Source organism: Larkinella knui, from assembly GCF_003858645.1.
In the GTDB taxonomy this organism is placed as follows: Bacteria; Bacteroidota; Bacteroidia; order Cytophagales; family Spirosomataceae; genus Larkinella; species Larkinella knui.
In genome coordinates, this window is sequence record NZ_RQJP01000001.1 from 1,094,617 (window position 1) to 1,107,391 (window position 12,775).

Annotated in this window: 8 protein-coding genes; 5 read left to right on the forward strand and 3 right to left on the reverse strand. The window is 53.5% G+C overall.

Annotated features, from left to right (window positions below):
- Positions 1-5: 5 nt before the first annotated feature.
- From EHT87_RS04450 to EHT87_RS04460, 3 genes are read right to left on the reverse strand one after another with little or no spacing between them, the layout of a single operon-like run.
- The gene (locus tag EHT87_RS04450) at positions 6-2,255 is read right to left on the reverse strand and encodes a xanthine dehydrogenase family protein molybdopterin-binding subunit (protein WP_124904252.1); all 2,250 of its coding nucleotides are present in this window, start codon (positions 2,253-2,255) and stop codon (positions 6-8) included.
- Between the two features lie 7 nt (positions 2,256-2,262).
- Entirely contained in the window at positions 2,263-3,261 is a 999-nt protein-coding gene (locus tag EHT87_RS04455; RefSeq protein WP_124904254.1) for an FAD binding domain-containing protein, read from the reverse strand.
- Positions 3,258-3,905 carry a (2Fe-2S)-binding protein gene (locus EHT87_RS04460; protein WP_124904256.1) on the reverse strand — a complete coding sequence of 216 codons (648 nt, stop codon included), beginning with the start codon at positions 3,903-3,905 and terminating at the stop codon, positions 3,258-3,260. The genes EHT87_RS04455 and EHT87_RS04460 overlap by 4 nt, the downstream gene beginning before the upstream one ends.
- 174 nt (positions 3,906-4,079) lie before the next feature.
- Between EHT87_RS04460 and EHT87_RS04465 the strand changes: the two genes are divergently transcribed.
- From EHT87_RS04465 to dgoD, 5 genes are all read left to right on the forward strand, one after another.
- On the forward strand, positions 4,080-5,117 hold the full coding sequence (locus EHT87_RS04465; protein WP_124904258.1) for a LacI family DNA-binding transcriptional regulator: 1,038 nt from the start codon (positions 4,080-4,082) through the stop codon (positions 5,115-5,117).
- 62 nt (positions 5,118-5,179) lie between these two features.
- Positions 5,180-6,421: a mandelate racemase/muconate lactonizing enzyme family protein gene (locus EHT87_RS04470; RefSeq protein WP_124904260.1), complete on the forward strand. Its 1,242-nt coding sequence runs from the start codon at positions 5,180-5,182 to the stop codon at positions 6,419-6,421.
- A 129-nt stretch (positions 6,422-6,550) separates the two neighbouring features.
- Positions 6,551-9,685, forward strand: a complete 3,135-nt coding sequence (locus EHT87_RS04475) for a SusC/RagA family TonB-linked outer membrane protein (protein ID WP_124904262.1) — start codon at positions 6,551-6,553, stop codon at positions 9,683-9,685.
- 78 nt (positions 9,686-9,763) lie between these two features.
- Positions 9,764-11,311, forward strand: coding sequence for a SusD/RagB family nutrient-binding outer membrane lipoprotein (locus tag EHT87_RS04480; RefSeq protein ID WP_124904264.1), 1,548 nt, complete (start codon positions 9,764-9,766; stop codon positions 11,309-11,311).
- A 128-nt stretch (positions 11,312-11,439) separates the two neighbouring features.
- On the forward strand, positions 11,440-12,675 hold the full coding sequence (gene dgoD, locus EHT87_RS04485) for a galactonate dehydratase (protein WP_124904266.1): 1,236 nt from the start codon (positions 11,440-11,442) through the stop codon (positions 12,673-12,675).
- Positions 12,676-12,775: the final 100 nt, after the last annotated feature.

The following is a 12,775-nucleotide window of genomic DNA, read 5'->3' on the forward strand; positions in this document are numbered from 1 at the left end:
TTACCTTACAGCAGCTTGTCGGGCGTAATTGGCAGTTGCCGAATCCGTTTGCCGGTGGCGTGAAAAACCGCATTGGCAACCGCAGCCGCCACCCCGACAATGGCGATTTCGCCGAGCCCTTTCGAACCGATCGGGTTTACGTACGGATCTGGCTGATCCACAAAAAATACGTCGATTTGCGGAATGTCGGCGTGAACCGGGATGTGGTAACTGGCAAAATCCGTGGTCACGTAACGGCCATACCGGTGGTCCATCGCCGATTCTTCCATCAACGCCATGCCAATCCCGCCCACGACGCCACCAATCGACTGGCTGCGGGCGGTTTTGTAATTGATGATTTTGCCGACATCCGCGCAGGTCACCACCCGCTTGACGCGCACCTCACCCGTTACCGGACTCACGTGGACCTCCACGAAATGACAGCCAAACGAGTACATCGAATACTGATCCCGCTCCGCACCCGGCTTCGATTCTTCCGTCACCTCCACCTGCGTCAGTTTGTGATGCTTCAGAATATCCGTGTAAGCAATGCCCGGCGATGAGTCGGCAGACGGAAAAAGCCGGCCATTTTTAACCGTGACATCCTCGGGCCGGACGTCGGCGAATCCCGAACCGGGTATCGCTACCGCCAGAGTCAATAATTTGATTTTCAGTGCTTTACACACTGCGTGAACGGCAGATCCTACGCTCGGAATCGTTGATGAACCGTTCTGGCCGGGCGCGTCGGGCAGGCCGGAATCCCCCAGATCGAACCGGATTTTTTTCGGATTGACGCCGAGCATGGTGGCGGCAATCTGCGTCATCGCCGTGCCGGTTCCGGGGCCAATGTCCATCGTTGCACTCTGGACAACCACCGAACCGTCGGCCAGCAGAACGGCTTTTGCTTTGGAAGGATGGCGGTGAAAACCGTATAAACTGGAAGCCATACCGTAGCCGACCAGCATCCCGTCTGCTTTCATGGTTTGCGGTTCCAGTATCCGGTTTTTCCAGCCAAACTGCTCGGCCCCAATGCGGTAACAGTCTTTCAGCGACTTGGCCGACCACGGCAAATGGCGTTCGGGGTCGGAATCGGCGTGGTTGCGCAGCCGGAGTTCCAGCGGATCGATGCTGAGGGCAAAAGCCAGTTCGTCGAGTGCCGATTCGAGCGCGAACATGCCCGTGGCATCGCCGGGGCCGCGCATCCAGGTCGGCGTGTTGACGTCCAGGTTGAGTAGTCGATACCGGGTCGAAACATTCGGGCAGACATACATCGCCCGTGTGGCCAGAATCGTCCGTTCCAGGTGTTCTTCGTAGGTGGACGTCTGCCCGGTTCCTTCGTGCGTGATAGCGGTAAATTGTCCGTCTTTCGTGGCACCGATGGCTATTTTTTGGACGGTAAAGGGTCGGTAACCCACCGACGTAAACATCAGTTCGCGACCCAGCACCAGCTTGACGGGGCGGTTCACTTTTTGGGCCGCCAGAACAGCCGCCACCGTGTGGGGCCAGACCCGGATGCCCGAACCAAAGGCTCCGCCGATAAATTTCGAGTTGACCTTTACATTTTCCCGGGGTAATTTAAACGCCTGCGCCAAATTGCCCTGCGCCGACTTAACTCCCTGATTCTTATCGTAAACCGTCAGCTTGTCATCCGCTTCCCAAACCGCAATGATGGCGTGGGGTTCCAGCGGCTGGTGGTGCTGCGTGGGAATGGTGTAGGTCGCTTCAATTTTGACTTCGGCGGTATAGATCGCATCGGGATTGCCCCGGTCATAATCCTGAAAGGGCGAGGTTTTATTTCGTTGAACACTGGTCGCAACAGCGGCTTTTGACAAGTTGGCTTCAAAGTCGGTCTGGTGCTTTTCCGACTCATAATCAACGTGTACCAACGAAGCCGCGTGCCGGGCCTGCTCCGGCGTATTGGCAACTACCATCGCCACCGGCTGCCCGCTGAAATAAATAAATTCGTCGTAAAACACCCGAAAAGCCGTTCCGACGGGCGCCCGTTCGGCGGGTAGTTTGACCGATCCGTAGGCCGGAACTCCGGGTGAGTTCATATGGCTGAGAACGGCCAGCACACCGGGGGCGGTTTCGGCCGCTTTGGCGTCGATGGTACGGATGCGTCCTTTGGCGATGGTGCTGGTAATCAATACCGCATGCGCCAGATTCTCAAATGGATATTCGGCGGAATAGGTAGCCGCCCCCGTTACTTTCAGTCGACCATCCACGCGGTCGAGGGAAGGGTGCGGTTCGGCGGGATTTTGATGGGCGTTTGCCATGCGTTTTTCAGGAAATACCGGCGGCTAGTGTTAACGCCTGACGAATGGAATTCGGTGCCAGTTTCAATTTGTAGGCATTATGCTCAAACGCTTTCGCGTCCCGCATCGCCACTTCAGCGGCTTGTCGAAATGCGGTTTCGGAAACGGGTTGGCCGACCAGCATTTTTTCGGCTTCGAAGAGCCGCCACGGTTTATGGGCCACGCCACCCAGGGCCAGCCGGGCGGTTTTGATGCGGTTGTTGTCAAGGTCCAGCGCAGCCGCCACCGAAACCAGTCCAAAGGCGTAAGAAGCCCGGTCGCGCACTTTAAAATAATGCACATTGCGGGCGAAAGGCGCATCCGGAATGTCGACGGCAACGATCAGTTCGCCCGCTTCCAGGGTGGTATCCCGATCCGGACGGTCGCCCGGCAACCGGTGAAAATCGGCAAACGGAATCCGCCGTTCCCCCTGGGTATTCTGGACCACAACGGTAGCGTCCAAAGCCGACAGAGCCACATTCAGGTCGCTGGGATTTACAGCAATGCAGGTCGGTGGGCCGGTTTTTTCGGAAAACCCAAAAATGGCGTGCAGGCGGTTGATGCCTTCGAGCGCACTGCATCCCGAGCCCGGATTTCGTTTGTTGCAGGGGAAAGCCGTATCGTAAAAATACGGGCAACGGGTTCGCTGAAGCAGGTTGCCGCCCATCGTCGCCATGTTGCGCAACTGGCCGGAAGCCCCGGCCTTCAGCGCTTGTGCCAGCAGCGGGTGTTTGGCCGCAATTATTGTATGATCAGCTACAGAACTGTTCAGAGCCAGCGCGCCGATGCGCACAAAACCGGCTTTCTGTTCAATCTTTTTGAGCGGTAAGGAATTGATGTCGACCAGCTTTTCCGGCGCAACCAGCCCGCGTTTCATGAGATCGATGAGGTTGGTGCCACCGGCAATGAAGCGGGCGTTCGGAGCGGACGCCAGGGCGTTGATGGCATCTTTTACCGTGGTCGGACGCAGGTAGTGAAACGGTTTCATACGCTCTGACCACTGGTTTTAACCGCCAGAATGGCCTTCACGATATTCGGATAGGCCCCGCAACGGCACAGGTTGCCGCTCATGTATTCCCGGATCTCGGCTTCGGAATTGGCGTGGCCTTCGCGAATGCACGAAACCGCCGACATCAGTTGTCCGGGGGTGCAGTAGCCGCACTGAAAACCGTCGTGTTTGATAAACGCTTCCTGCATCGGATGCAATGACGCGCCGTTGGAAAGCCCTTCGATGGTAGTTATCTTTCGACCCTGTTGCATCACCGCAAAACTCAGGCAGGAAAGTACCCGTTGCCCATCCACGTGAACCGTGCAGGCTCCACACTGACCCAGATCGCAGCCTTTTTTGGTGCCGGTTAGTCCGAGTTGTTCGCGCACTAAATCGAGGAGGGTTGTCCGCGGATCGACCGAAAGCCGCCGTTTGACTCCGTTAATGGTCAGCGAAAGGTCGACGCGATCCGCATTTCCGGCCAGGACTGAATACGAATCCGGTTCGGCGTTGAAGAATGAAAAGGGCGTCAGCGTCAGGCCGGTCATGGCCAGCGATTGTTTTAAGAAAAGCCGACGATCTTCCTGATGATGGTCACCATCACGGCGTGGGCCGGTGGCATCGATTTCATTTTTATCCTTCATCAACTACGGGGTTAGGAGGGCTGCAGGTGAGTCTGTAAACTATACCAATAAAGTAAGAACTCTGAACAGATTAACCAATTTAAATACAAATAACAAAATTAAATAAAATAATTATACCATTTTGTTTTTAGTTTAATCGTTTAAACATACATTTGAAGCACCCCCGGTTCCGGTATGAATAAGAAGAAAGTTTCTCTGAAGGACATTGCTGAAAAAGCGCAGGTTTCAACTGCGCTGGTATCCTACGTTTTAAATGGAAAGGAGAAAGAAAGCCGGGTCGGCCACGAGATTGCGGTTAAAATCAAAGCGATTGCCCGGGAGCTGAATTACGAGCCGAATTATCTGGCGAAAAGTCTGAGAAGTGGAAAAACCCAGACCATTGGGTTGATCATTGCGGATATATCGAACCCGTTTTTTGCCAACATTGCCCGAATTGTTGAAGACGAGGCCAAAAAAAATGGGTATACGGTCATCATCGGAAGTTCGGACGAAAATGCGGAGAAGTCGCGGGATCTGATTGCGGTATTTTTGAACCGGCAGGTCGACGGGTTCATCATCGTTTCGTCGGAAGATTCGGAAGAACAGATCCGGTATTTGCTGGATAAAAATGTTCCCTTTGTTTTGTTGGACCGGCATTTTCCGGATTTAGCGACTGATTTCGTCTCCCTGAATAGTTTTAAAGCCGCGTTTGACGCCGGTTCACATTTAATTCAGAACGGGTATAAAAACATTGGATTGATTGCCTATAAATCGCAGCTTTTTCACATGCAGGAACGAATTCGGGGCTACCGGCAATCGCTGGCCGAAAACCGGATTCCGTTTCAGTCGACCTGGCTGAAGGAGATTGGATTCGAGACCGTGGAAAAGGAAATCAGGGTTGGCATCGACGACATGCTGGCTGCCGATTTTCCGGTTGATGCCCTGATCTTTGCGACGTATCGGCTGGCCATTGCCGGCCTGAAATACATTAACTCGCTGGGTCTGAAAGTTCCCGATGACCTGGCAATCGTCAGTTTCGGTCAGGCCGAAGTGTTCGATCTGTACTATTGCCCGATTACGTACGTGCTGCAACCGATGGAAGAACTGGGCAAAACCGCCGTGGAAATTCTGATTCATAAACTGAAACAGCCGGATGCAGACAAAAAGCAGATCCTGATGGAAGCAAAACTGGTGGCGAGAGATTCGTCCCGATTAAAAGTAAAAGTAGCCTGAAAAGTATTTATTTGACTGATTGCTTAATCGTTTAAACAACCGACACTAGACCCCCTTTTTCTATGCAACGAAGAAATTTTCTAAAATCGGCCGTACTTGGTTCCGGTGCCATTTTGTCCGGTTTTCCACTGCTGAGTGAAGCCGCAGTGCCCAAATTGAAGATTACCAAAATCCGGTATTATGCGGCTCCCAATTACAACAAACCGCTGTTTAATCAGGCCCGCGGCATCGTCGAAATCGAAACCGATGGCGGTATTGTCGGTATTGGTGAAGGTGGTTCCAAGGATATGATCGAACAGTGTGCCCAGATGATGATTGGCGAAAATCCGTTCCGCATCGAACACATCTGGCAAAATCTCTACCGCGGCATGTTCTATCCGCCCGGTCGGGAAAAACTGCACGCCCAGGGCGCGCTGGACATGGCGCTGTGGGACCTGAAGGGCAAGGCGCTTGGCGTACCGGTGTATGAATTGCTGGGCGGTGCCACCCGCGATTACGTCGAATGTTACGCCACCGGTTTCCGCGCTTCCAAAGCCACCACCGAAGAAGGTCGCGCGCAAGATTGCATCAAAGCGGGTTTGCGGGCCTACCGGATCGGGCCAACGGGCGGAAACGGCGCCGAACCGTTCGACTTCTACGATAATGCAAAGAAAACCATCGACTTCTGCAAACGGATCGATGCCGCCGTGGGGGGTGGGGGCAACTGGGCGGTCGATTTACACACCCGGTTCGATACGACCGAAGGCATCAAAATCTGCAAGGCACTCGAATCGCTGGAACCGTATTTTGTGGAGGACATCGTCCGGTCGGAAAACCCCGATGTCTACAAAACCGTCCGGGCCATGACCACGGTTCCCATCGCCGTCGGTGAGCAGTTTGGTGACCGCTGGGACAGCAATACGTTCATCGAGCAGCATCTGATCGACTACACCCGGTTTACGGTTCCGAATACCGGCGGCATTTCTGAATTCAAGAAACTGGCCTCCATGTGCGAAACCCATTACGTGGGCATGATCCCGCACTTCACCGGCCCGCTAGCGACGGCAACGCTCGTGCACGTCCTCGGGTCGAGCAGCCCGACGCGCTGCCTGATGGAATTGGGTGGGGGCGAACCCGAACGACCGCCCTACTTCAACGAGGATTTCGTGAACTTCAAAAACGGCAAATTGTACCTCAATCCCGAACCGGGGCTAGGTGTCAAATTCGACCCGAAAAAAGCCACCTTTCTTCTGGAAGTTACCGCGAATACGAAATTCCCGCACCCGATCCTGAAAGCCCCGGATGGTTCCATCCACAACTGGTAAAACGAAGAATTAAGAGTTAAAAGTTAAGAGTTAAGAATGAAGAGCAGCTTGCGTCAGCCAACTCTTCATTCTTCACTCTCAATTCATACCTCTCCCTCCATTTCCTTCATCCTTATCCCATTCCTGAACATGAAAAAACCTGTAAAACTCCTGATTCTACTGCTGTTTCTGAGCCAGAGCTACGGCTTTGCCCAGAACAACCGGGTGACCGGAAAGGTCACCGGTTCCGACAATAAGGTACTGCCCGGCGTCAACGTGCTGGTGAGCGGTACGACGGTGGGCACGGTCGCGGATGCCGACGGTAATTACGCGATCAATGCGCCTTCCAATGCGTCACTGGTCTTTTCGTACATCAGCTACGTGAGTCAGACGGTTCCGGTGAACGGTCGTTCGGTGATCAATGTGCAACTGGCGGAAGATACCAAGAATCTGAACGAGGTGGTGGTGACGGCGCTGGGGATTAAACGCGAAGCCAAGACACTGGGATATGCCACGGCAACGGTGAATGCGGACCAGATTTCGACCAACCGCAGTCCGAATCTGATGACGGGTTTACAGGGAAAAATGGCGGGGGTCAATATTTCAACGATGTCGACCGGGCCAGGTGGCAGCTCCAAAATCCGGATTCGCGGCCAGTCGTCGTTTAGCGGCCAGAATAATCCGCTGATTGTCATCAACGGCGTTCCGGTCGATAATTCCAATTACGCCATCGGCGGCAACTTCGGTGCCCGGTCGGCCAACAATTCGGATGGGGGAGACGGCCTTTCGAGCATCAATCCCGACGACATCGAGACGATGACGGTGTTGAAAGGCGCGACGGCGGCTGCGCTCTACGGATCGCGCGCCAAAGACGGCGTGGTGATGATTACCACCAAAAACCGGGGCGCGGGCAAAGGTTTCGGCGTGGAATACAACACCAATTTTACGACCGATACACCGCTGGATTTTACGGATTTTCAGTACGAATACGGCCAGGGCGAAGGCGGTATCCGGCCCACCACGCCGAATCCGACATCGGGTGTGTGGAGTTTCGGTGAGAAATTTCAGCCGGGTATGACGCAGGTTTTGTTCGGGGGCGAAACCTATCCGTATGAGCCGGTGCGCAACCGTGTTCGGCAGTTTTATAACATCGGGACCAATTTTACGAATACCCTGACGGTGGCCAACAACGGTGAGAATGGCGGATTCAGCTTGTCGTTTTCGAATACCGACAACAAAGCCATCACGCCAAATTCGGATTTTAACCGGAAAACGATCAACATCGGGTTTACGCAGAACATCAGCAAAAACCTGGTGGCTTCGGGGAATGTCAATTATTCCAACGAGTATAACCGCAACCCGACCCAGCTCAACGCCCAGGATTTTGCGACGCCGACGGTGGTGATGACCCTCGCGAATTCCATGCCGTTTGAAGCTCTGAAAAAGAACCAGGTGCTGCCCAATGGCGATGAGTTCGTGTTTTCCCGGTTTTTAGTGCGCAACAATCCGTATTATTCCGTCAATTATCACTTCGAAAATATCAAACGCGACCGGCTTTTCGGGAATGTTGCGCTGAAATACCAGTTCACCAAATGGCTGTATTTGCAGGGGCGGCTGGCGCAGGATCTGTATACCCGCGATCAGGATTACAACATTCCGAACGGCTATGCCCCGATTGCCAAAGCTCCGGCGGGTTACGTCAATGGCTCGTATACGCAGGACGTTCGCAAGTTTGTGGAACGGAATTATGACTTCATTCTGGGTGGTAACCACACCTTCGGAAACATCGGTGTCGACGTCACCCTCGGTGGCAACCAGCGGTATGTGCGCATGGATTACAACAGCGTAACCGTGCAGGATTTTGTGCAACCCGGCTTGTATACGGTAATGAACGGGCGGGTCAAAAACCCGTTGTACAGTTTGTCGGAACGAAAAATCAATTCGTTGTACGCGGCCGCGACGATCTCTTACAAGGAATTTCTGTACCTGAATGCGACTGCCAGGAATGACTGGTTTTCAACACTTTCGCCCGAAAACCGCAGCATTTTATATCCGTCCGTAACCGGAAGTTTCGTGTTCTCCCAAGCTTTTTCCGACCTGCCAGCCTGGCTGACGTTTGGGAAAATCCGGGCGGCTTATGCGCAGGTGGGAGACGACAACGTGAGCCCGTATTCCAACGCGCTGTTTTATGCCGTCAACAACAACAACTTCGCAACGCCTTCGGGTCAGCTGGTTCCGGTGGGCGGGATCAGCGCCACGTCGGTGCCCAACCGCAACCTGCGACCGCTGCGGGTGTCGGAGGCCGAAGCGGGTGTGGAGCTGAAATTTCTCAATAACCGGCTCGGCCTCGATTTTACGTATTACCGCAAAATCACGCAGGATCAGATTCTGGCGACGCAGGTTTCGGATGCTTCGTCGTATACCAACAAGCTGATCAACGTCGGCAAAAGTATGAACAAAGGCATTGAGGTATTGCTGACCGGTTCGCCGGTCAATACCGCGGCTTTCCGCTGGGATGTCAGCGCGAATTTTGCCTACAACACTTCCGAAGTGCTGACCCTGGGCTTATCGGCCGGCGACACCATGATTACCGTTGGCGGTTCGGGCGGCAGTACCCTCCGTCAGGTGGTGGGCAAACCGATCGGACAATTGTTCACCTTCAACTATTTGCGGGATGCCCAGGGGCGTCAGGTTTTTGACAAAGGCAGCGGACGGCCCTTGCGCAACAACACGCCGGTGAACGTCGGCAATGCGCTGCCGAAATATTTTGGCGGTATTACCAACACCTTCAATTACAAGGGCATAACGCTTACGGCTCTCGTCGATTTCAAGCTGGGTTTCAAAATGATTGGCGGTCAGAACATGAATTATTTGCGTCATGGCCTGCACAAAAAGACGCTGGATGGCCGGGCGGAAGGCTACGTCATCGGCAAGGGCGTCAATCCGGATGGCGAAGTGAACACGACGCGCTCCGCCGTTCAGCCGTTCTATGAAACGCCGAATGTGCTCGGGATTTACGAGGACTTCATTTACAATGCCGGTTTCTGGAAACTGCGTCAGCTCACCCTGGGCTACGATTTTACGAAGCTGTTGCCGCAGAAATTTTTCATCAAGGGCCTTCGGTTGAGTGCCGTGGCCAACAACGTGGCGGTATTGAAAAAATGGACGGAAAACATGGACCCCGAAATGGTGAACAACGCGTCGGATAACGCCACCGGGCTGGATTTCTGGCCGAGTTTGCCGCCCACCCGAAGCATGGGTTTCAACCTGAACATCAAGTTTTAAGCTTGTTTTCATGGCTCCGGTTCGATCAGTTGCCACACTGGCAGCCCATTCAATCACTCAACCACTCATTTTTTAACGATGAAAACGAAACTGATATACCTTCTTGGTTTGCTCACGACCCTCGGTTTGCTCTCGGGTTGTGACGATAAGTTTGACGAAATCAACACCAACAAAGTGGACCCAACCACGCTGGCACCGTCATTTGTGATGAACAAGGCCATCATCGATGCGACCTATCTGGACGGTTTTGGAACCCTCGAAATGCTATGCTACGAGTTCGGTATTGTGCAGCAGATCATTACGCCCTACGGCAGTTCGCTGGCCGGGGCCAATTACAACCAGAACAACGTGAGCAACACGCCCCTGGTGTGGCAGAATTTTTACCGCAATGTGCTGAAGCAAATCGTGGATGTGGTGGAGCGAACCAAAGACGATGCCAATCGGACGAATTTATACCATTCCGCCCGGATCTGGAAGGCGTATTCGTTCATGATTCTGACCGATACCTACGGCGATATTCCCTACACGGAAGCCGCCAAAGGCTACATCAGCGAGATCACATCGCCGAAATACGACGCCCAGGAGGTGATTTACAAGGATTTGCTCAAGGAACTGGACGAAGCTTCGGCGGGTTTGGACGCCACCAGGGCCGTTGAATCGACGGATATTCTGTACGGTGGTAATGTGGCCAAATGGAAGAAGCTGGGGTATTCGCTGATGCTGCGGGCGGCCATGCGACTGACCAAAGTGGACCCGACAACGGCCAAAACATACGTGACAAAAGCCGTTGCCGGTGGGGTGATGCAGTCCAACGACGATAACTCGGTGATGCGGCATTCGGCTTTGTATAACAACTGGATTGGCAACCATTTGCAGGCCCGCGAGAAAACCAATTTTTACCTGGCTGCGCCCTTCGTCAATTACCTGAAAACCAACAACGATCCGCGGCTGGGCTCGATTGCGGTGCGGTATGTGGGCGCAAAAGGCGGTCCGGAACAGGTTGCTTCCCGGGCTTCGACGGATCCCAAAGTTCAGGTCGGAATGCCGATGGGTTACGATAATGTGACGGTTTCGACCCCGGCGGTTCTCGCCCAATATGGCGTTGCCAGTCTGTGGGATTTTACGCAGGTCAACCTCAACACGGTATTGAAACTGGACGCGCCGGAGTTTCACGTCACCTATTCCCAGACGCAATTGCTGCTGGCCGAAGCGGCAGTGCGCGGCTGGGTGACGGGCAATGCGGCCGATTATTTTGCCAAAGGAATTCGGGCGAATATGGAGCAAATGGCCGCTTACGACGTCAGTGCGGCCATTAAGGAAGACGCCATTCAGGCCTACCTCGCGGCTCACCCGCTGGACATGACGAAGGCGTTGGATCAAATCAATACCCAATACTGGGTAGCGTCGTTCCTGAATGGCCCCGAATTGTTCGCCAATTTCCGCCGGAGCGGCTTTCCGACTTTAGCCAAAAACCCGTATCCGGCTTCTGAAATTACCGAGGATTTCATTCGCCGGATGCCGTATCCGGACAGCGAAACCATCGTCAATCTGCAAAATGTGAATGCCGCCATCGCCCGGCAGGGGCCAAACACCTTGAGCACGCGGGTTTGGTGGGATAAAAAATGAGTTATTACACAGGGTTAATCAGAGAACATCAGAGTTTATCAGAGCAAAAAAGAGAAATTATTCTCTGATAGACTCTGATGTTCCCTGATTAACTCTGTGTAACAGTACATACTTAACTGTATAAAAACATGAAAAAATCGAGTATTTCCCGGCGCACGGCGATCCAGTCGGTTTTGGGCGTTGCCGGTACGGCCATGGCCGCTCTACCCCAGACTTCGTATGCCTCCAACCCCGGCCCATTTCGGGATTACGGCAAAGTGAAAATCACCAAACTGGAAACGTTTCTGGTCAAGCCCCGCTGGATTTTCCTGAAAATTCACACCGATGTGGGCGTGGTTGGTTTGGGCGAACCGCTGCTGGAGGGCCGGGCGCTGACCATTCAAACCGCCATCAAGGAAGTGGAACCGTATCTGATTGGCAAAGATCCGCGACATATTATTCACCACTGGCAGGCGATTTACCGGCACGCGTTTTACCGGGGTGGCCCCATTTTAACCAGTGCCCTGAGTGGCATCGATCACGCATTGTGGGACATTAAAGGCAAACTGTTGAATGTGCCGGTGTATGAATTATTCGGGGGGCCAACCCGCGACCGCGTCCGGATTTATGGCCGGGCCAGTACTCCCGAGGACATGAAGAAACGGAAGGCGGAAGGGTATACGGTGATCAAAACCAGCGTTGCTAAAAAGAATCCGGCTAATATTGTGGAGAACCCGCAGTTTGTGAAGTACGCAATTGATAATTTTGCTTCACTTCGGGAAGCCGGAGGGCCGGAAATGGACATCGCCATCGATTTTCACGGAGCCATTTCTCCGCAGCTGGCCAAGGTCCTGATCAAAGGGCTGGAACCCTACCAACCCATGTTTGTCGAGGAGCCCTGTCAGGCGCAAAACGTCGATACGATGGTGGACATTGCGCGGGGAACTCATTTGCCAATTGCCACCGGCGAGCGGATTTTTACGAAATGGGGCTTCCGTGAAATTCTTGAAAAAGGGGCCGCCAGCATCATTCAGCCGGATCTTTGTCACGCGGGCGGCATTACGGAGGGGCGCATCATCGCCGGAATGGCCGAAGCGTATTACGTGCCGATTGCTCCGCATAACCCGATGGGACCCATTTCGCTGGCCGTTGGGTTGCATCTGGCGGCCAGTGTGCCCAATTTTCTGGTGCAGGAGCAGGTCTCACTGGGCGAAGGGTACTTAAAAAAACCGTTTAAACTGGAAAAAGATGGTACGGTTTTGATTCCTTCGGGGCCGGGCCTGGGTGTTGAACTGGATGAAGCGCAACTTAAAGATAAAATTGGTCACGATTGGAAAAATCCGGAGACGTACAATGCCCTGGATGGCTCAGTTGTTGATTGGTAATCTTTAGTTTATGGTTTGTCGATGGCTGACGAAGTACGGTCACTCGTGCGTCAACTACCGTAAACTGAAGACTGTAAACTATAAACCATCTTCTTAACTC

What these genes read in the sequence shown, in the direction of transcription:
- EHT87_RS04450 (WP_124904252.1), bottom strand. Translation starts at nt 2,255, where the DNA reads ATGGCAAACGCCCATCAAAATCCCGCCGAACCGCACCCTTCCCTCGAC.
- EHT87_RS04455 (WP_124904254.1), bottom strand. Translation starts at nt 3,261, where the DNA reads ATGAAACCGTTTCACTACCTGCGTCCGACCACGGTAAAAGATGCCATC.
- EHT87_RS04460 (WP_124904256.1), bottom strand. Translation starts at nt 3,905, where the DNA reads ATGAAGGATAAAAATGAAATCGATGCCACCGGCCCACGCCGTGATGGT.
- EHT87_RS04465 (WP_124904258.1), top strand. Translation starts at nt 4,080, where the DNA reads ATGAATAAGAAGAAAGTTTCTCTGAAGGACATTGCTGAAAAAGCGCAG.
- EHT87_RS04470 (WP_124904260.1), top strand. Translation starts at nt 5,180, where the DNA reads ATGCAACGAAGAAATTTTCTAAAATCGGCCGTACTTGGTTCCGGTGCC.
- EHT87_RS04475 (WP_124904262.1), top strand. Translation starts at nt 6,551, where the DNA reads ATGAAAAAACCTGTAAAACTCCTGATTCTACTGCTGTTTCTGAGCCAG.
- EHT87_RS04480 (WP_124904264.1), top strand. Translation starts at nt 9,764, where the DNA reads ATGAAAACGAAACTGATATACCTTCTTGGTTTGCTCACGACCCTCGGT.
- dgoD (WP_124904266.1), top strand. Translation starts at nt 11,440, where the DNA reads ATGAAAAAATCGAGTATTTCCCGGCGCACGGCGATCCAGTCGGTTTTG.